Raw genomic sequence first — 20,614 nt, 5'->3', positions numbered from 1 at the left:
ATTTTGGGTAGAGGTATCAGCTGTAAAAATCAGAATTGTATAAAAGTGTCAAAAATCTTTATGGGAATGGGGAATGTTATAGTGAAAAAGCAAGTCATTTCATCAGCATTAGCGTTAACTGTTATCGCCGGGGGATTTGGAGCGTTTGGGGCAACGACAACGAAAGCGGAAGAACAAAAAATTCAATATCATCAAGAATTTAAAACACCTGCATACATAGGTGAAGAATGGAAAGCACCGGAAGGGCTAGATAAAAAAGAGACGGTCTTTCAATACTTAGAGAGTAAGAAAGATATGTTTAAATTAGCAGGAAATATTGAAAAGCATTTTAATATCGTTGGGGAAGAAAAAGACGCTGAATCTGATACGACACATGTAAAGCTAGTTGAGAAACATAATAACATTCCTGTGTACGGTTCTGATCAAACTGTTACACTTGATAAAGAGAATAATGTAAAAGCATTCTTCGGACAAGTTATTCCGAATTTAGATGATAAAAATATTCCTGCAGCTGCAAGCATTACTGCGGAACAAGCAGAAACAATTGCTAAGGCAGATATTGAGAAAGAAATTGGTAAAGTAAAGAGTTATGACGGTGTGAAAAAAGATTTATTTGTATATGAAAAGGACGGTAATTACTACCTTGCATACTTAGTTAAGGCATCGATTTCAAAACCAGCTCCAGGATATTGGCATTATTTTGTTGATGCAACGAATGGAAATGTTATTGAGAAATATAACGCTGTAGATAACATTACTGGATTTGGTTACGGAGTATTAGGTGCTAGACAATCATTTGAAATTGCTCAAGATACGAAAACAGGACAATTCAACTTGTTTGATGGTAAACGAGGACAAGGTGTTCATACATTTGATGCAGAAAATATGGACGAGAACTGGTTTAATTTATTCTCACAATGGCTTGGATATACAGGAGAAGAAGTTGAAAGTAAATCTAAGTTCTTCGAAGATAAAGCTGCAGTTGATGCGCATGTAAATGCAGGAAAAGTATATGATTACTACAAAAAGACATTTAATCGTAACTCTTTCGATGATAAAGGTGCGAAGCTTATTTCAACTGTTCACGTAGGGGAGAGCTGGAATAACGCAGCTTGGAATGGTGTGCAAATGATGTATGGTGATGGCGATGGAAAAACATTCATTCCATTATCTGCTGGACTTGATGTTATCGGTCACGAATTAACGCATGCTGTAACTGAACATACAGCAAACCTTGTTTACAAAAATGAGTCAGGGGCGTTAAATGAATCGTTATCTGATATTATGGGTGTTATGGTTGAGAAGAAGAGCTGGGATTTAGGTGCTGACATTTATACACCTGATAAACCAGGCGATGCGCTTCGTTCACTAAAAGATCCAGCATCTATTCCAAACCCATTAAAACCAAGTGAAGGTTACCCAGATCACTATAGTAAACGTTATACTGGAACAGCTGATAATGGCGGCGTTCATATTAACAGCAGTATTAACAATAAAGCTGCATACTTAGTTTCTGAAGGCGGAGATCATTACGGCGTGAAAGTAACTGGAGTGGGCCGTGAAGCGACAGAAAAAATTTACTACCGTGCGCTTACGAAATATTTAACTGCAAACTCTGACTTCAAAATGATGCGTCAAGCTGCTCTTCAGTCAGCTGAAGATTTATATGGTAAAAACTCTAAAGCTGTACAAGCTGTAACGAAAGCTTATGATGCAGTAGGCGTAAAATAATAAGAGAAAAAAACCTGACTAGAGTGTCAGGTTTTTTTTCTTTATCCCGCTAGTCGCGAATGCCTAATGCGATTTTCGCCATACGTGACATACGTTCTTTCGACCACGGTGGATTCCAAACGACATTTACTTCTATTTCATTAACTTCAGGTACGTTCGTTGATAATACTTTTTTAACGTCTGATACGATTTGCCCAGCCATTGGACAACCGATAGAAGTCATAGTCATCGTAATGACAGCATTATTATTTTCATTTGCTGTAACATCATACACTAATCCAAGATTAACGATATCAACACCTAGTTCAGGGTCAATAACAGCTTCTAAATTGGCAAATAATTTATTTTCAAATGCTTCTTGTGACATAAGCAGCCCCTCCTACAATTTAATGATATCGATTCTCATTATAACGGAAATGAGTATAATGTGCAGGAAATGAGCTCAAAAAAATATCCCTCTTTGAAAGGGGGATATTTTTTTGAAAATCTATTCTGTTTTAAAATGAGATACGAGTTGATCTAACTCTTCAACTGTTTGTTTCATTTTTCCAGCAGTTACTGCCATTTCATTCATAACGATAACTTTTTTTTCAGCAGATTGTGCCGTTGCGGCAGTTTCGCTGGATACTTCAGTCGAGATAGAAGCGATGTTATTAAGTGAAGCGTTCATTTCTTCAGCACTTGCAGCCATCTCTTCAGCAGTTGCTGATATATCTTGCATCTGAGTAGATACTTTATTTACTTGTTCTACAATTGTTGAGAAAGAAGTACCAGCTTCACGAATAACATTAATGCCTTCAAATGCTTCAGAACGGCCTTGAGACATCATAGAGCTAGCAGTTTCTGTATCATTTTGAATTTGATGTAGTAATTGATTAATGTCTGTTGCAGCTGTTTTAGATTGTTCAGCAAGTTTTCGAACTTCGTCAGCTACGACAGCAAATCCTTTTCCTTGCTCGCCAGCACGAGCTGCCTCAATAGAAGCATTTAAAGCAAGTAAGTTTGTTTGCTCAGCAATATTAGAAATAGATTGTACAGCAGTATCAATATATTTCGTATGAGTGATTAGACGTTCAACCACTTCTGACGTAGCATTTACAGCTTCGTGTATCGTTGTCATTTGTGAAACAGATTTTTGGATAACGGTACTTCCATCGCTAGCATGTTCAGATGTGGCAACAGCAAGTTCCGCTACAGATGAAGCAGATTCAGCAATACGCTGAACACTTACTGCCATATCGTCCATTGCAGTTGAACTTTCTTCCATACTAGAAGTTTGTGATTGAATACTTGCATTTAAGTTAGACATCGAGCTTTGGACTCTTACTGTCGCCTCACGTGATGTATTCGTTTTTTCTAGCATATTTTCAGAAGCAGTTTGTACTTCCACTGATGTTTTTTGAACACGATTAATGATATGTTGTAGGTTTTCTAACATTTTATTAAATGATGTTGCGATAGCACCGATTTCATCGTTGCTATTTACTTGTAGACGTGCCGTTAAGTCACCTTCTTGAGAGGCTAATTCTTTTAGCTTCGTGTCAATTTGTTGAATTGGTTTCACAAGTTTACCAGAGAACCACCATGCAAGAATAATTGCAGCGACAATACAAATAACAAGTGATAAGAAAATAACATATTCGATTAAGAGTGCAGATTGGTCAATTTTTTCAATAGATTGTTCACGTAATTTAGCTTGTTCATTACTGTAATTTGTGAAGTCACCAATTACTTTATAGACAGTTCCGTTCTCTGAAGAAGCTACTTGTAAAGCTTCTTCCCATTTTTGTTCTTTTGCAAGAGTGAATACTTTTTCTTCAACGAACTTTCTCCAAGTAGACCCTAATTCCATTGTGCTTTTTACGGACGAAGAAGCATTTGGATTAGAAAGAAGTTTATCTTTTGAATCCTCAAGACGTTTACTCATCTCATTAAACTTGTCTAATTCGACTTGATCATGTTGTAGTAAATAACCTCTTAGAGCAGAGAGCTGTACTTGATAAGCGTCTCCACGCTCTTTTAATTCTGTTGCCAGTGGAGAAATTTCTTTTTGTAATGTTTCAGCTTTACGAGATTGGTCAATAGCAAAAAATAAAATAAATGCTAAGGCGATACCGAATAAAGCGCAAATCGTTCCCATCATGAACATAAGTTTTTTTCTGATACTTACAAAATTCATATGATAAAAAGCCTCCTTTGTGAAATCTTAGTATTAGAATTAATTAATGTAAAAAATTGAAAGAAAGCTTTACTCCAGTTGGAATAAAGCTTTCTTATTTCCTTTAGGAATTATAGCAGACGGAATGAGAGATAGAAAGAGATATTTTAAAGTGAAAAAAGAGAGACTGTAAAACTTTCTTTCTTATACCTTTGAGCTTGTGTCATTTTCACTTTAAGCGTTTGTTTTGAAATGAGAAACGAGAACTTCAAGTTCTTGTACGATTGTTTTCATTTCAGATGATTTGTTAGCCACGATACTCATTTTGTTTACTTGATCACCAGCCGAATGTGCTGTTTGTGATGTTTCTGCAGCAACTTCGTTTGAAATAGAAGCGATATTATTTAAAGCTGCGTTCATTTCTTCAGAGCTTGCAGCCATCTCTTCAGCAGTTGCAGACATTTCTTGCATTTGCGTAGAGACTTTGTTAATGTGGTTAACAATTTCTGAGAATGAAGATCCAGCGGTACGAATAACCGTAATTCCTTCAGAAGCCTCTGCTTGACCTTGTGTCATCATGTCATTTGCTATTTTTGTATCAGTTTGAATTTGATGCAGTAAATGGTTAATGTCAGTTGCGGCTAGTTGAGATTGTTCAGCAAGTTTTCTAACTTCATCGGCAACAACAGCGAATCCTTTTCCGTGTTCACCAGCACGAGCTGCTTCAATAGAAGCATTTAAAGCAAGTAAATTTGTTTGTTCGGCGATATTCGAAATAGATTGAAGTGCAGTATCGATATGATTTGTATGTGTAATGAGTCGCTCAACTACTTGTGATGTAGCGTTAACGGCTTCGTTAATTGTATGCATTTGTGTAATAGATTTCTCAATGACTTTATTCCCATTATCTGCTTTTTCTGAAGTTGTGACAGCTAAACTAGTAACAGAAGAGGCGGACTCAGCGATACGCTGAACACTCGTTGCCATGTCATCCATTGCGGTTGAACTTTCTTCAATGCTAGAAACTTGTGAACGAATATTGTGTTCAAGAGCATTCATAGTTTCTTGGGTCCTTGCGGTATTTTCCATAGAAGCGGTTGTTTCAATAAATACATTTTCGGAAGCTTCTTTTACACTTGTTGATGTTTGTTGAACTTGTTTTATTATATGCTGTAAGTTAGTGAGCATTTGATTAAAGGAATTTGCAATGTCACCAATTTCATCTTTACTCGTTACGTGTAATCTAGCCGTTAAATCTCCATCTTGAGAAGCTAATTCTTTTAACTTCTCATCAATTTGTCGAATTGGTTTAACGAGTTTACCAGAGAACCACCATGCTAATAAAATAGACGTTAATGTACATGTAATGAGTGAGAAGAAAATAATATATTGAATAAGTGATGAAGAAGACTCGACATCAGCAATTAATGCGTCACGTTTCTCATTTTCTTCATTTGTATATTTATTAAAACGACCTAAAAGATCATTTACATAATCTGTTTGTGCTAAAGCAATTCTAGATGCTTCGTCCCATTTTCCTTCACGCGCAAGAGGGAGTACCTCATTATCTATGACGCTACGCCATTTTCCTCCCATTAAAATGGCTTCTTTCATTCCTTCTGGGAGCTTTTTGTCACTTGTTACTTTCTCTCTAGTATCAGCTAATTTTTTCCCTTCTCGGTTGAACTTATCTAATCCTTTTTGATCATGTGATAGCAAATATTCTTGTAAACCAGCAACTTGTCCTTGGAACCAATCGCCACGTTCTTTTAAAATCGTCGCTCTTTTCGATACATCATTTTTTAACGTTTCGATTTCACTTGCTTGATTCATGGCGAATGAAAGAATAACAATAAGAGCAATGCTAAATAAAGAAGAAATGCTTAAGAGTGTGAACAGTAGTTTTTTTCGAATACTAACATATTTCATCGTTACCCCTACCCTTATTTAAACTATTTATTATGATTTATAGATATTTAAAACGAAATTAATAAAAACATTATTATGAAGTTATTAATCTGTTCAATAAAAATTATAGCAGATAATGGAAGGAGTCAGATTGGTATTAGAAAAAGTTCTTAAAATGTATACATTTGCATATCATAAAATTCATAAATAAATATTAGAAATGCTATTGAAATTTGAAATGACATCATGTATACTTCTAATTAGTTGATAACGATTATCAGTATCAACTAAAAACATTACTCTTCGTTATGTTGGTCATACCCCTTTTTGACGACGTAAGTCAGAGACGAAATGTTGAAATATCTTGTGTCCTATTCTACAGAATTATGGTAATCTCCAACCTCAACTTATATGCGTGAGCATGCAAAAAGGATCCTATCCGTGAAGGGATCCTTTTTTGCATGCTGTCGCAATTATTGTATATAGACCAGGGATACGTTCTTCGATTCCTTCTGGTGCAGTAGAAGGGAAGACCCATCTTTGATGAGATCCATGTTCTTCAACTAGTTTTTCAATTTTAAAACGTTCTTCCGCAAGTGTTGTAATGATTTCTCCTAGCGTCCAGCGACGGATGGTTGTTTTAGGTAGCGATTCTTTCTGTGCTTCTGTAAGAAGGATGCTATAAGCAACATCATCTTCAATTAATTCTTCATCGAAATAATTTCCACTTGCTCGAAATGATGGATGGTCTACTCCTAATAGCTTTGTGTATATTGGATGGTAATCGCGAAGGATAAGTATTCCACCTGGCTTTAGTAGTTGAGAAATTTTTTTGAAAAGTGGTTTTAAATCTAGAAAGTAATGAAGTACACCAAGCTCCAGTAATACGATATCAAATGATTTGGAGAGATTTACATCTAGTACATCAGAAACGATGTAATGAATAGAGACGTCTGCGGCGGCAGCAAGTTCATTTGCATATTTTGCATTACTTGCTGAAATATCAACAACTGTTACGTCAGAGCCTAAAAGGGCGAGAGCAACAGCTTTATTTCCTTTTGAGCCGAGTAAATTAATAATACATTTTCCTTTTGGAGATTGTATGTAAGGTAAATAATGTGCTACTTCGCGTGTGGGATCTTCCATGATTTTTTTCGCATAATCCTCCGGTGCCCCATGGCGATTCGTCCAAGCTTCATAAGCAGCTGTATTCCAGCTTTTTTCATTTATAGTGCTTAGTTGTTTTTGGTTCAATGTTATCACTCCTTTTGTGAACGTATAGGTATTCGGCGGGAGGATGGGATTTCCTTTTCGTTCTGGATAAAAGTTTGATTTTTCTGTGATTAAGTCGTAAAATACTTGTTATACGTAAAAGCGTTGAAAAGGAAAAGTAGGATGAACACATTCTTTCCAGAGAGCTTCGGTAGCTGAGAAGAAGCAAGAATATTCATTTGAACAATGGCCTTTGAGCTTCGTCCTGAACTTATCAAATGATAATAGTAGGCGGCGACGAGAGTTGGTACTCGTTATCAAAACCACAGTATAAGAGCATAGAGCTCCGTACTTGTTAAGGTTAATTATGTGAGTGATTGGCGAAATAAGGTGGTACCGCGACTGTTTATACAGCCCCGCCCTTATCTTTTTTAAGATAGGGGCGGGGCTTTTTATATTTTAAAGGAGGAATATAAGATGAGTATTTTTATTGGAGGCGCTTGGCCGTATGCAAATGGTTCGTTACACCTTGGCCATATTGCGAGTTTATTACCTGGAGATATTTTAGCGCGTTATTACAGGGCAAAAGGTGAGAATGTGCTGTATGTTTCAGGGAGTGACTGCAATGGAACACCGATTGCAATTAGAGCAAAACAAGAAGGTGTGACAGCAAAAGAAATTGCTAATAAGTATCATGAAGAATTTCAGCGATGTTTTCGTGATCTCGGTTTTACGTATGATTGCTATACACGTACCGATAGCGAGCATCATCATGAAACTGTTCAAAAAGTTTTTTTACGTTTATTAGAAGAAGGCTATATTTATAAAAAAACAGTGGAACAAGCGTATTGTGAAACGTGTACGCAGTTTTTACCGGATCGTTATGTAGAAGGAATATGTCCATATTGCCATGAAGCAGCAAGAGGAGATCAATGCGATGCTTGTTCTGCTATTTTAGATCCTCTTGATTTGTTAGAAAAGAAATGTAAGTTATGTGGTAGTACGCCATCTGTAGAGGAAACAGAGCATTTCTATTTTGCATTGCATACATTTCAGGAGCAAATTAAAAAAGTTGTAGAAATCGCAAAAGAAAAAGGAACATGGCGTGATAATGCAATTCAATTAACGGAAAGATATGTAAAGGAAGGGTTACAAGATAGGGCTGTATCAAGAGATTTACCAATCGGGGTATCAATTCCAGTGAAAGGGTATGAAGATAAAAAAATTTACGTATGGATTGAAGCAGTGGCAGGATATTATTCAGCGAGTAAACATTGGGCTGAAGAAACAGGAAAAGATGATCAAGAGTTTTGGAATAGCGATGCGCAAACATATTATGTACACGGCAAGGATAATATTCCATTTCACTCCGTCATTTGGCCAGCGGTATTACTTGGAATAGGGGAAGAAGCAATCCCGCGTCATATCGTTTCGAATGAATATTTAACAGTTGAAAAAAGAAAATTATCTACAAGTAAAAACTGGGCAGTATGGGTGCCTGACATATTAGAACGCTATGATCCAGATTCTATCCGTTACTTCTTAACAGTAAATGCACCAGAAAATCGTGACACTGATTTTTCATGGCGTGAATTTGTTTACAGTCATAATAGTGAATTGTTAGGAGCATATGGAAACTTCGTGAACCGCACATTAAAGTTTATTGAAAAATATTATGATGGCACTGTACCAAAGGGGACTATTGATATAGAGCTGAAAGATAAAGTAGAAGGATTATATAAGCGTGTAGGAGAGGCGATTGAGCAAACTAAATTTAAGGTGGCGCTAGAAACAATATTTGATGCAGTACGTTTTGCAAATAAATATTTTGATGAAAAGCAGCCTTGGAAACAAAGAGAAGATGATCCAGTTTCGTGTGAAGAAACGATTTATAACTGTGTGTATCTTATCGCTAATTTTGCAAATCTCCTTGAACCGTTTTTACCATTTTCAAGTGAAAGAGTTAGAAGCACATTGTCGATTATTAAACGAAATTGGGAACCGCAAAATACGTTGCCAAGTAGAATTGATAGCGTGCAGCCACTATTTGAGCGAATCGATGTAAAACAAATTGAGCATGAGGTAGGGAAGCTATATGGAGCGGTAAAGTGAAATATAGAAAAAGACCTTTCAAGTAAATGAAAGGTCTTTTGTTATGCAGTATGATTCTCTTTCTTATCTTTCAAAAAGAAAAGTACGGCAAGGATTACAAGAATAATAGCTGCAATATCATACGTTATTTTAAATGTAGTATTAAAGTTTAAGTACTCTACGAAAGGAGTTTTCACTGCTCCTGCATATATACAAACGGGAATGAGAAGTAAATCGTAAAATTTCTTTTCTTTCATATATCTTATTAGGAAGAAGATACACATAATAGCAAAAAATATGATGCTTAAAATAGTCATTTATACCTCCAGATAAATTTACTTATTTTAATTGCAGTTATATCTTTTATATAAATTCTGTATTTTTTCAAGCGCTATGCACGCGATTGTGTTTCCTTTCTTTCCTAGCCGTAAGCAGCTGAGGAGTGAAAATCCCAACCAATATAAAAATAATACCAATCCACTGCATGAATGTTACGACTTCATGTACAAGTGTAATAGAAGCGATAATAGCAGTTGGTAATTCAGCTGCACCTAATATTGTACCGAGTCCTGTTCCAACCTTTGGTACACCGATTGAAAAACAAATGACAGGTACAACAACGCCGAATAATCCGAGGAAGAAAGCATATTTCCATAGACCGGCTTGGAGGGCACCATCTGTTAAAAAGGTTGGTGGGAAGAATAGACATACGATAAGAGTCGCACTTGTTGTCATGAGAAAGCTTTTCGTATAAGGGGGAACATCTGTAGCAACGCGTCCGCTTGCAAAAACATAGAATGAAAAAGAGACTGCAGCTAATAGTCCAAAGATAATCCCTTTCGTAGAAAAACTTTGTCCGAGGCCTTCAAATACACCACCTGCAAACAATGTACCAGCAAATAAAATAAGGATAGATATGATCTTATCGCGGCTTGGAAAGGTTCGATTTGCAATCGCTTCGATAATGACACCAATCCAAGTGAACTGAAAGAGTAGGACGACAGCGATAGATGCGGGTAGTTCTTCTACAGAAATAGCGTAGAAAATCCCAGTCATACTCATTGTTGTTCCGACGGTTAGTAATGAAAAGAATTGTTTTTTTGTTACTTTATGACGTGAAAAGAAAAGAACGAGTAGAAATAGTCCAATCCATCCGAAGACATATTGTCCCCCTAATAGTTGATGTGCTGAAAATCCATTTATGAATCCGAGTTTGAAAATAGTTGAAAGTATGCCGTAGCTGCAAGCACCGAATAAAACGAGCAATGAATATTTAAACTTATCCATAAAAAATCCTCCTTTTAAGTAATAAAAAACGCCCGCTATCCAAATAAGGATAACGGGCGAACGAAACAGAGTAAGACACTCTACAAAATTCCGCCACTCACACATGAAGTATGAGTTTGGGGTATGTAATTATAGTGAATGTTACATTGCTTTTGGGAATACAATGGAGCATTTTACACCTTGAGCTGTGTTTTGTATCCCGTAAGGAAACTGATGTTTATCTAATATTTGTTTCACGATATATAATCCAAGACCACTACCTTGTACTAAACCGTGTTTATCAGGGTTTGCGCGATAGAAAGGCTCAAATAAATGAGCAAGTTTATCTTCATCAATTTGTGAACCTGTATTCAATACTTCTAATGCGTAACCGTTTGGTTTTTCATAAAGCTTTATATATACGTGCTGATGGTCAATTGTATAATGAATTGCATTTGAAATAATGTTAAAAATAGCAGTTTGAATAAATTTAGGATCAGCTAAAATTTGTACGTCGTGTTTAATATTAGATTGTACATTTAATTGTTTTACAGATACAAAGTAATCTACTTTCTTTATAACATCCTCAATAATATTAGATAAAGAAATGACTTCTAAATTCGGTTTAAATTGAGGGTTTTGTATTTTGGATAATTCCGACATTTTTTCCGTTAATATGTTAATGTCTTGCATCATCTCGTAGGAACGTTTCAAATACTTATCTCTATCTTTATAAGCTCCAATTCCGTGAATCATGCCATCTAGTTGTCCCATAACGGCTGCGATGGGTGTTTTTAATTCATGGGATACCATAGACATAAATTCTTTACGAGATTGTTCTAATTGTTGTTCCTTCTTGAGCTCATTTCTTAAATCTTGATTGCTTTCATGTAAATTCTTCACAATATTTGGTACTTGTGAAGCGGCTACTGACAAATTAAAATCTGTTTGATCTGTATTTTTGTTAAGTAGCTTTTTATCTGAGAAATCAAGATTCATAATATCTTTTAAAGCATCGCTCATATATTGAAAAGGTTTAGCAATTAGTTTTGCGTACATTAAAGATCCGAGTAGAGATAATGCAAGCATTGTCGCGCCAACCTGTGGAGCTAACTGCTGCAACGCATCTGCTAACTTTGGATTATCATTTGTATCATTTGTTTTACTTGCTGCATTTTGTGTATGTAAGGCATCATTATTAGCGGCTTTCTTTTCTGCTTCTGTAAGCTGATTAGAAGTGCTATTTTTCCCCGAAAGGTTTTGTGTATGTTCTTTTGCTTTTGCAGTTTGGCTAGGCTGCAAAAGGTGATTGATAGCTGCAGAAAGAGATTTATAATCTACAATAGAAGATTGGAAATTATAAATGTTCCCTTCTGACACAGCTTTATTTTGATTCGTTTTACTTTGATCGTTTTGCTTATCTGAATCCGCCTGTTCTGTAGTCGGCGTTCCATTTTCTTTCGCAAAACGTTCTTTATCGTAGTTTGAAGCTAGAAAGTAAATAATTTGATAAAGACAAAGTGATAAAAGAATACAAAATAATAAGGTTTTGATGAAAATATTTTTGGTGATGTTGTCTTTACTACGATTCGATTTTGTAGCCAATACCTTTCACCGTTTTAATATAAGTAATTCCTAATTTTTTTCTTAAGTTTTTAATATGTGTATCTATAACTCTTACATCACCATAATGTTCATAGCCCCATACCTTATTCAACAAATCACTTCTTGATAATACTTTTCCTCGATTTTGCAGTAAAGTATAAATAATTTCAAATTCTTTTGTTGTCAATTCAATTTGATTACCATGAACATAAGCTGCATATGCTGTAGAGTTTAACATCAATTCATGGAATTGTAGTATAGTTGCAGCTTCTGCTTCCTTCGTTGCTGCCCTTCTTAATACAGCCTCTACACGCTTAATAAATACAGTGTAATGGAATGGTTTCGTAATATAGTCATCAATACCTAACTCAAATCCTTTAATTTCACTTTCTTCATTATGTAAGCCTGTTAACATAATGATTGGTACATCAGATTGTCCTCGCATAATTTTACAAATACTATAGCCATCTATATCTGGTAACATTACATCGAGGAGGACAAGATCATATGAATTTTTTTGGAAAAGAAGAATACCTTCTGTTCCAGCACCAACTACATCAACGGTAAAGTTTTGTGCCATTAGAAATTCACGAATAAGTTCTTGTATATCTGGGTTGTCTTCAATCACCAGTATATGCGTCATAGTAACACCTCCTAAATAACGCTTTTTACTGCAATATTCGAATTCATCATTTTTCGAGTGACTCAGATTGTTTATACATATAATAAGCCCCCGCTATAAAATAATCATGAAGGTAGCAAGGGGAATAGTTTAGTGTTACTGAATAGTTCAGAATTACAGTAGTTCTATTATAGTATGTATTATAAAATTTATAAAACATTATAACTGTATAATTTTAATATCTACGTTTATCAATGTTTAGATATTAGCTAATCAAATCTATTCCTATTATATATGTAAATACAGTTGTTTTGCTACTGTAAATGAATAAATAAAATAAGCCAAGACATAAAATTCTTGGCTACACATAAATCTTGTTTTTAGGCTATTTGACAGTGACAGTAGCTTGCTGCTGAACGCGCTCAAATAACCAGTGTATATCATTATTATACATACGAATACAACCAAGTGTTGTCCATTTGCCGATTGCTTGATTATTGTTAGTTCCGTGAATCGCATAAGTTGTTCCGTAAGTTCCTGCCATATTTAATCCAAGCCAACGGTCACCAAGTGGATTACGTGGATCCCCGCCTTTAATTTTGCCTGTATAATAAGGGCGGTTTTTAATTTTATTTACGATTTGAAAAGTGCCTTTAGGTGTAGGCGTTGCAGCTTTTCCAGTAGCGACAGTAAAACTTTTTATAAATTTTCCATCCTGATAATAATCCATTTTATTTAACTGAGTGTCTACGATTAATTGATCTTTCGTTGTAGCGGCCTCTGCGCTAGCGAATGGAAGAGTTAAAAATCCTAATGATAATAGTGCGCTTAATAATAATTTTTTCATTGTTATTCTCCTTTTACTATCGTAATAGTCTTACATACAATGAAGTTGTAATCCTCGTAATGCTTTATTTACATTTTCATCTAATGTTTCAAAGAATGTAGTGATTTTGCTGTTGTGTTTGTTGTTTTTATCAATAAGTAATCTTTCGTTTAATAAAAGCTCACCACGTAGTCCAAAACTTTGAACTTGAATATTTAGCTCATCTTCATTTTCAGAAATAATTGGTAAGAAATAGTGAAAAGCTTTCGTTGGAATGATGTAGCTTTTGCCAATCATGCTTTCTTGGTTTGAGTTAGTCCATTTTTTCGTGACAATTTTAATATTCTTTTTTGAAACGATAAAAGATAGTGTTGTAGATTTTGTTAAACTTACGTCAAATTCACTTGTTTCACATATGTGTAAATTAAAAACGGTTTCATTTTGATGAGATTCAACATTTGTATTAATAAAATCGTGCATTTTATATGCTTCCATTTCGTATTCACCCTTTTTTCAATTTCGAAAAACGACTTATATTTATTCAAATTAATGCTTAGTCATATATTAGTTAAATTTTTCAACAAATTCCGATATAATCTTACAATACGTATATGAAGCTAATATGAAGTTAGCATGAGTTTGTGGTGGTTTTTTATTGAGAACAAAATAAGAAAGGTTTTCCAGTGTTAAAAAATGGATAAAATTTGCATATTATTAATGCGTCTTTTTGTTATTTCGACTTAAAAAATGCTTTTAGCTACTTAATAAAGAACGGAAATCATTAGTGTGACCCTTACAAAAATGTAATAAAAATGTAAGCTATTGTGATAGTTATTTCGACAATTTTTTTATACAATAATAGTAAGAAGTTGTACGTGATTGAAAGGAGAGATGACATGGAATGGATTCATGAATTATTTCAGCAATACGGGTACTATGTTGTACTTGTAGGTTTGCTGTTAGAATATATTGCACTTCCGTTTCCGGGAGAGCCAACGTTAGCATATGCGGGATTTTTAGCACATAAGGGTGATTTAAGTTTACCGATTTTAATTATTCTATCCTTTATTGGGACAAGTGTAGGAATGACGATTCAATACTTTTTAGGAAATAAATTAGGTATGCCTTTCATTCAAAAGTATGGGAAATACGTATTTTTAACACAAAGAAAAATTGACTTAACGAGAATGTGGTTTGATAAGTATGGGTACTTCCTGATTTTTATTGGTTTCTTTATTCCTGGTGTACGTCATTTCACAGGATACTTTGCAGGAATTATTAATTTACCATTCCGTCGTTTTGCCATTACAATTTATTCAGGCGCTCTATTTTGGGTATCATTCTTCTTAATCGGTGGTTACTGGTTAGGTGGAAACTTACATGATATCTTTGGAGTGCTAGAAGGTCATATCGGTAAAATCATTTTTGGAGTTATTGTGATTGTAGCAGTTACGTTAGGTATTCGTTTCCGTAAGCAGTTAAAACGAGTATTACTACAAAACGCAAGTTAATATGAAATCCATTCTATGTCAGAATTTAGGAAGTCAGTGCAAAAGCACTGACTTTTTTATTTTTAAGACTATGTTTAATGCACATTTTACATTCTTTATAGGAATTTGATACAGGATAAGAAATAAGTATCTTGTCAATTATTATAGTCGTAATGACAATTATAATTGACAAAGATAAGGATATTATTTACAATTTTAATTAAATAAATGAAAAAGAGGGAAGACATGAAGCTTCAAAATCGAGTGAGGGAATTGCGAGCAAAGCATCGTTTATCACAAGGGGATTTAGGGAAAGCGATTGGATCATCACGGCAAACGATTAGTTTAATTGAGCGCGGGGATTATGCACCATCTATCGTATTGTCGTTAAAAATCGCACAAATTTTCAATGTACCGGTGGAGGAAATATTTACGTTAGTAGAGGGGGAAGAGGACGATGAAGAGTAAGAGTAAGCGAAAAAAACAATTTGATTCTGTGGGGAAAATAGCATTAAGTATGATAGGAGGCTTTTTAACGTCTTATATAGCTTTAAATTTACTCTCGGATGAACCGAGAAAATTATCATCCAATACATTTATAGGTATATGTACTATTTTTGGAATTTTAATGATGTACTATACTTGGAAGAATACACGTATGTTAGCAGAGGCACGCGATGAAGAAGAGAGCGTACAAGGCAGAAAATTAGGCATTATAAGTATATATTTACGTGTAGGTGATATAGTTACGCAGGCATGGTTTGTATATGCAGTTATTACATGTAGACGTGCACTGTTGCAGGATACAAATGTTTCATTTGCGGTGTGGAATTTAGTAGCTTCTATTGTTTGTTTAACTACTGTAGTAACTATCGGACTCATAACAAAAAATCGTTATAACAAGCTATATCCTGAACAAGGTGTAACGTATATGGAATCTATGAAAATGTGGACGAAAAATGCAGATGAAGGATTAAAGCACATTGTGCATGAGGCTGGATATAAAGCGTATGAATTTACGAATACAATATTGGCATATGTATGGTGGGCTGCCGTTATATATACAGCTGCTAGTGATATCGATTTTGTGTTAATTGGTTTAATCTCATTTATTTGGATATTGCATCTCGGGAAGTTCATGTACGAAATGCAGAGAAAAATGATTTATTAAGGGGAGAAAAAGGTGGATATTTTAAGAAGGCCAGCTGGCTCAATGACAGTGGCGCTAATTCTGTCCATTTTATACGGAGTAATCCGAACTGGGAAATTAGAAGTAATTTTGAACCTATGGGCAATAGTTGGAATTTCATTGTTAGTGTTAGCCATTCATGAGCTAGGACATGTAGTATTTGGTGTAATAGGTGGTTTAACATTTAAATTTATGACAGTAGGACCCATTACTATTCAAAAAGAAAAGGGAAAATTACGCATTCGAGAAAATAAATTATGGGCGTACTTTGGAGGCGTTGCAACACTAGTACCACCTTCTATAGAGACACCGAATCTTTCGAAAAAATGGGCGTGGCTCACTTTAGGTGGACCGATTACGAGTTTACTATTTGGTATTACTTCCGGTTACATATACATGGTGAGTTATTATCAATATCTTTTATATTTTTCCTTTTTCCATTTTGCAATCTTTGTGGTTACAATTGTGCCGATAAAAGGAATGCTTATGAGTGATGGGATGCAATTTCTTATTTTAATTAAAGATGATGAAAGAGCTAGAAATCACTTATATGAGATTCAAATATCGAGTGAGTTATTTAGTTATAAAAGACCGAAAGATTGGGATGAAAGATTAGTAGAATTGAGTGAGGAGAAAATAAAAGAGAATAAAGGGATAAGAGAGATAATGAGTAGACTTATGCTCGTCTTTTTTGCTCGTGCAGATCAAGAGGGGATGGAAAGAGCGATACCGTATATAGAACGAATTGTTCAACTACCTGTAACGAAAGAAAATAAGTTTTTCGTTAGTAGTTTTCATAGTTGGTACCTTTTATATAAAGCCCTTTATCAGATGGATAGTCTTTCTTTGCAAGAAGCAAAGGAACATGCAAAGGCTATTACAAAAATGGACCTAAGTGGATATTACCGTACACAAGGAATTATTAAATATGTAGAGGGCAATATGGAAGCGTCCCGTACTTATATGAAGAAAGCTGATCAAGAATTAAAGAGCGCCGAGAAGAGTGAAATGGGATATTTACAATTAGAAAGAGAATGGTTTAAGCAGCTGAAAGAGAGGGTATCTTACGATGGGTGAGGTATCCTCTTTTTTATATGTCATCTTATGCCGTTCCATAAACAGCCTAGGGCGAGTAAAATGAGATAAGAAGAGCAAAGCTTGGAGGAAGTAAATATGGAAATCTTATCAATTATTTTGATAGTCTTGCTCATTTATGTTGTTTTTAAAGTGGCATATGTAGCATTAAAGATACTCGCGATCCTATTAATTATCTTTTTAATCGTAGAGTTCGGCAGTAAGTTGCTTGGGGGATAGGGTGTGTTGTGCGTTTTGAGTGTCGAAGGTTGTCGGTAAATCGATATCTTGTGTCGAAGCGTTGATATAATGAAAAAATCGTTGATATAAGTGGAGAAACAATCGATATATTTGAAAAATCGTTGATATATTTTAGTGAATACGAAGTGGGGTATATGGAAAAGAAGTTGCCGTGAGGGTAACTTCTTTTTATCGTGATGCGGGGATATGCAAACCAACATAAAAAAGCTGGAAGAGTATCTTCCAGCTTAAGAGTTACTTTCGATTTGGCGACCGCTATCTTCTTCATTGTCTTGTAATAGGTTGAATACGTCTGCTAAGCAGAATGCAATGAACCAAGTCCATAGACCGTGGAAGAAAGCTGAGCTTAATTGAAGTGGTAATGTATAGTTTGTCATTGAGTAGGAAATACATCCACCAACGATTCCGATCATTGTTAATAACATTGTTTTTTGAGCATTTTCTTCTGGATTAAAGAGGAAGTAAATGTATCCGCCTAAAATTGAAGCGCTTACAAGTGTTTCGATTCCATTAAAGATGATATTCTCTCCAAGCTGAGTGTTTGTCCAGAAGCAGATTGTTCCGCCGATAATAGCAAACAGGACAGCTATTGTATATCGTATATATTGATTCATATGTTCATCTCCTTATGTAATAAGATGATTTGGAAGTCAAAAAGGTAGGTATAGTATATTGAAGTGAGTTTTAATTGTACGTATCTTTTTATAAAAAGATCATTGAAGAGTAACTAAGATGATCGGTTGTTTAAACCGTTACGTGTATGGTGTCTGAAATATACCCGACTGCTCGTTTCTTTTTGCTTGTAAAATAAGAGAAACTTCCAAGTCTATATACTCTTTTTTTGTGAGTCTGCTTTCATTATAACACATTTAGGGACATAATAATAGAATTATCTGATTTTGTAATAAGTGTAAAAAATAAAAAGCGCAAGGAAATACCATTAACGGTGCAGTTTAGTGGAAGAAGGATTTTAATTTATTATGATGAAATATGTAATCAAGGTGAGATCTAAGAAGGAGGCTTAAATACTATAAAAAATGTTTTATAGTATGAATGTAAGGGAGGAGAGCTAACTTGGAGTTCACAACAGAAAGATTAATAATTAGACCTTTTAAGAGTACTGATTTACAGGATGTATTTGTTATTTATAATAGTGATGATACATGTAAGTTCCTATTACATAATAAGTGGACTCATGAAGACATGCAGAAAAGATTTAATAAGAAGTTAGCAAATAATGTACTTACTAAAGAATCAATATTAAGTTTGGCAGTTATATACAAAACTAAAGTAGTTGGTGATTTATCCGTATGGTACACAAATATGAAAGACACTGTTGAGATTGGTTATAGTTTTTCAAATGAAGTAGCTGGGAGAGGTTTGGCGACAGAAGCAGTAAGTAGTTTGGTATTGAAATTATTTAATGAATTTAATGTACATCGTATACAGGCTAATCTTGATGCACGTAATACAGCTTCACAAAAATTGTGTGAACGAATAGGCATGAGAAAGGAAGCCCATTTCATACAAGATTTTTGGAATAAAGATGAATGGACAGATAGTATTGTATATGGGATGCTATCCTCCGATTTGTAGTAATAAACTTAGTGATTTTATTATGCTAAAAGGTACGTGAGTTGAATAACAAAGGGCATAACATATTATATATGACTAATATGTTATGCCCTTTAATTTATTAACCTTTTTTATATGCGTTTGAAACGGCCGACAATTTCAACTGTTTCAGTAATGTTCATAAATGCTTTGTTATCCACTTGACGGATAATACGTTTCATTTCGCCTAACTCATAGCGAGTCACGACAGTGTAAATCATTTTTTTCTTATGGTTTGTATAGCCGCCGACAGCGTCTACCATTGTCACCCCGCGTATGCCGTGATGTAGTAGTGCGCTTTTTATTTCCTCACCTTTTTCTGTAACTGTCATTATCGTTAATTTAATATGTTTCGTATGCACAGCATCGATAACTTTGCTGACTACAAACCGGCTAATTAACGTATAAAGTGTAATATCCCATCCGAAAATAAAACCTGCTGCAACAAGTAAGACTAAGTTGAATACAAAGATGATTGCTCCAATTGAAATATCTCGATGTTTCGCTACAATCAATCCAACAACATCAAAGCCACCTGTTGAAGAAGCAAATCGGAATATGATTCCGGAAGCTGCTCCGCAGATTACACCACCGAATACAGAAGATAGTAAAATATCGTCTGAAACCTGGTGTACAGGGATAATGTTCATCGCTAACGATGATACAGCTACAAAGTAAGCTGTTAAAAAGGTTGTCTTCTTGCCTAAGTAAAAGTGACTTAAAATAAGAAGAGGAATGTTTAGTAAAAAGATAAGTGCACCGATATTGTAGTGCATTAAATAACCGATAATCATCCCTACACCAGCGAATCCACCGCTAATCATGTTATGCGGGATAAAAAACATATTCATAGAAATTGCATACAAAATAGAAGCTATAAAAATAACAACCAACTGTATCATAAATTCTAAGTGAAATGTTTTAGCTGCTGGGAAGGATAAAAAGGCGGTGTCGGGAACGTAATCGGCGTCTCCTAGTTGACCCATAGTATGTTTCATCTCCATATTCATTTTTGATTACAAGAAGAGAATAAAGGTTTTTTCAAAAACTGGCAATAGTTTTATTATAATGCAAAAATTTTATAAATTTCTAATAAATCAAGCCTATTCATTGATGTGCGTGAATATACTAAAGAAAGCGAATACAACGTTTCTTAATTATTATTTTCTTGAGAAAATATGCAAAATACTTTTTTTGAAAATAAAAGGAAATAGAGAATGTTTGCCTAATGTGCTAAAATGACCTTATTAAGGATGTGAAGCGATGGAATTTTTATTGCAGGATGCAATTCTATATATATCGTTTGTAACGACGGCACTTTGTTTATTAGAAGTTTTCTTCCTTGCTAATGTTTCTCGCTTTGTGCGTCAACAAGCGTCAAGCGGTAGACAAAGAGCTTTTGCGCTAGTTGATACATGTGAAGATAGTGCGGGAAATGTACCGCTATTTTCTATTTTTTATAAATATGGAATGATTCGTTCTGTACGCAGACAAGAATCAAGTGAAGAGAATGACGAGGTCGGTCCGTATACACCAATGTTTCGCTAAATAATTACGAAACATTGGA

21 protein-coding genes and 1 other annotated feature are annotated in these 20,614 nt (G+C 34.8%); of the genes, 9 read left to right on the top strand and 12 right to left on the bottom strand.

The window, feature by feature from the left end:
* Positions 1-81: 81 nt before the first annotated feature.
* Complete coding sequence (gene nprB, locus BM089_RS21855) at positions 82-1,731, top strand: neutral protease NprB (protein WP_000745123.1); 1,650 nt, start codon at positions 82-84, stop codon at positions 1,729-1,731.
* 49 nt (positions 1,732-1,780) lie between these two features.
* On the opposite strand, the gene BM089_RS21850 is transcribed toward nprB, so the two are convergent.
* The 4 genes from BM089_RS21850 to BM089_RS21835 form a co-directional block, all read right to left on the bottom strand.
* Positions 1,781-2,098 (bottom strand): metal-sulfur cluster assembly factor, encoded by a 318-nt coding sequence (locus tag BM089_RS21850; RefSeq protein ID WP_090978083.1) that lies wholly within the window; start codon positions 2,096-2,098, stop codon positions 1,781-1,783.
* Positions 2,099-2,218: 120 nt separating this feature from the next.
* Positions 2,219-3,910, bottom strand: a complete 1,692-nt coding sequence (locus BM089_RS21845; protein WP_001012193.1) for a methyl-accepting chemotaxis protein — start codon at positions 3,908-3,910, stop codon at positions 2,219-2,221.
* Between the two features lie 213 nt (positions 3,911-4,123).
* Positions 4,124-5,818 (bottom strand): methyl-accepting chemotaxis protein, encoded by a 1,695-nt coding sequence (locus BM089_RS21840; protein WP_016513202.1) that lies wholly within the window; start codon positions 5,816-5,818, stop codon positions 4,124-4,126.
* Positions 5,819-6,232: 414 nt separating this feature from the next.
* Complete coding sequence (locus BM089_RS21835; RefSeq protein WP_075718585.1) at positions 6,233-7,051, bottom strand: class I SAM-dependent methyltransferase; 819 nt, start codon at positions 7,049-7,051, stop codon at positions 6,233-6,235.
* 114 nt (positions 7,052-7,165) lie between these two features.
* Positions 7,166-7,436, top strand: a binding site (T-box leader).
* A 50-nt stretch (positions 7,437-7,486) separates the two neighbouring features.
* Between BM089_RS21835 and metG the strand changes: the two genes are divergently transcribed.
* Positions 7,487-9,121 (top strand): methionine--tRNA ligase, encoded by a 1,635-nt coding sequence (gene metG, locus BM089_RS21830; protein WP_090978081.1) that lies wholly within the window; start codon positions 7,487-7,489, stop codon positions 9,119-9,121.
* 41 nt (positions 9,122-9,162) lie between these two features.
* Here metG and BM089_RS21825 read toward each other — a convergent pair whose 3' ends face one another.
* The 6 genes from BM089_RS21825 to BM089_RS21800 form a co-directional block, all read right to left on the bottom strand.
* Positions 9,163-9,417 carry a hypothetical protein gene (locus tag BM089_RS21825; protein WP_000154123.1) on the bottom strand — a complete coding sequence of 85 codons (255 nt, stop codon included), beginning with the start codon at positions 9,415-9,417 and terminating at the stop codon, positions 9,163-9,165.
* Positions 9,418-9,484: 67 nt separating this feature from the next.
* On the bottom strand, positions 9,485-10,387 hold the full coding sequence (locus BM089_RS21820) for an EamA family transporter (protein WP_000357148.1): 903 nt from the start codon (positions 10,385-10,387) through the stop codon (positions 9,485-9,487).
* 141 nt (positions 10,388-10,528) lie between these two features.
* Entirely contained in the window at positions 10,529-11,971 is a 1,443-nt protein-coding gene (locus BM089_RS21815; protein WP_090978079.1) for a sensor histidine kinase, read from the bottom strand.
* A complete protein-coding gene (locus tag BM089_RS21810; protein ID WP_000148834.1) occupies positions 11,949-12,614 on the bottom strand; it encodes a response regulator transcription factor in 666 nt (221 codons plus the stop codon). The genes BM089_RS21815 and BM089_RS21810 overlap by 23 nt, the downstream gene beginning before the upstream one ends.
* A gap of 364 nt (positions 12,615-12,978) precedes the next feature.
* Complete coding sequence (locus BM089_RS21805; RefSeq protein ID WP_000735058.1) at positions 12,979-13,440, bottom strand: L,D-transpeptidase; 462 nt, start codon at positions 13,438-13,440, stop codon at positions 12,979-12,981.
* 30 nt (positions 13,441-13,470) lie between these two features.
* On the bottom strand, positions 13,471-13,914 hold the full coding sequence (locus BM089_RS21800; RefSeq protein ID WP_000388762.1) for a DUF3978 family protein: 444 nt from the start codon (positions 13,912-13,914) through the stop codon (positions 13,471-13,473).
* 401 nt (positions 13,915-14,315) lie between these two features.
* On the opposite strand from BM089_RS21800, the gene BM089_RS21795 reads away from it, so the two are divergent.
* From BM089_RS21795 to BM089_RS21775, 5 genes are all read left to right on the top strand, one after another.
* Entirely contained in the window at positions 14,316-14,930 is a 615-nt protein-coding gene (locus tag BM089_RS21795) for a DedA family protein (protein ID WP_000454754.1), read from the top strand.
* 225 nt (positions 14,931-15,155) lie between these two features.
* On the top strand, positions 15,156-15,377 hold the full coding sequence (locus BM089_RS21790) for a helix-turn-helix transcriptional regulator (RefSeq protein WP_000776168.1): 222 nt from the start codon (positions 15,156-15,158) through the stop codon (positions 15,375-15,377).
* A complete protein-coding gene (locus BM089_RS21785; protein WP_075719344.1) occupies positions 15,367-16,080 on the top strand; it encodes a DUF3169 family protein in 714 nt (237 codons plus the stop codon). The genes BM089_RS21790 and BM089_RS21785 overlap by 11 nt, the downstream gene beginning before the upstream one ends.
* A 42-nt stretch (positions 16,081-16,122) precedes the next feature.
* On the top strand, positions 16,123-17,175 hold the full coding sequence (locus BM089_RS21780) for a zinc metalloprotease (protein ID WP_053565466.1): 1,053 nt from the start codon (positions 16,123-16,125) through the stop codon (positions 17,173-17,175).
* Between the two features lie 96 nt (positions 17,176-17,271).
* Complete coding sequence (locus BM089_RS21775; protein WP_000404758.1) at positions 17,272-17,412, top strand: DUF3985 family protein; 141 nt, start codon at positions 17,272-17,274, stop codon at positions 17,410-17,412.
* A 248-nt stretch (positions 17,413-17,660) separates the two neighbouring features.
* Here the strand turns inward: BM089_RS21775 and BM089_RS21765 are convergent, their stop codons facing one another.
* Complete coding sequence (locus tag BM089_RS21765) at positions 17,661-18,047, bottom strand: DUF3938 domain-containing protein (protein ID WP_001077773.1); 387 nt, start codon at positions 18,045-18,047, stop codon at positions 17,661-17,663.
* A 460-nt stretch (positions 18,048-18,507) separates the two neighbouring features.
* On the opposite strand from BM089_RS21765, the gene BM089_RS21760 reads away from it, so the two are divergent.
* Complete coding sequence (locus tag BM089_RS21760) at positions 18,508-19,029, top strand: GNAT family N-acetyltransferase (protein ID WP_000397315.1); 522 nt, start codon at positions 18,508-18,510, stop codon at positions 19,027-19,029.
* 110 nt (positions 19,030-19,139) lie between these two features.
* Here the strand turns inward: BM089_RS21760 and BM089_RS21755 are convergent, their stop codons facing one another.
* Positions 19,140-20,033, bottom strand: a complete 894-nt coding sequence (locus BM089_RS21755) for a YitT family protein (protein ID WP_000530043.1) — start codon at positions 20,031-20,033, stop codon at positions 19,140-19,142.
* A gap of 277 nt (positions 20,034-20,310) precedes the next feature.
* Here BM089_RS21755 and BM089_RS21750 point away from each other — a divergent pair, with 277 nt between their 5' ends.
* Entirely contained in the window at positions 20,311-20,595 is a 285-nt protein-coding gene (locus BM089_RS21750; RefSeq protein ID WP_000394930.1) for a hypothetical protein, read from the top strand.
* Positions 20,596-20,614: the final 19 nt, after the last annotated feature.

Origin of the sequence: Bacillus sp. 5mfcol3.1 (assembly GCF_900114335.1) — a bacterium.
Classification (GTDB): Bacteria; Bacillota; Bacilli; order Bacillales; family Bacillaceae_G; genus Bacillus_A; species Bacillus_A thuringiensis_S.
The sequence above is the reverse complement of the archived record's forward strand: the minus strand, read 5'-3'. Positions and strand labels throughout refer to the sequence as shown.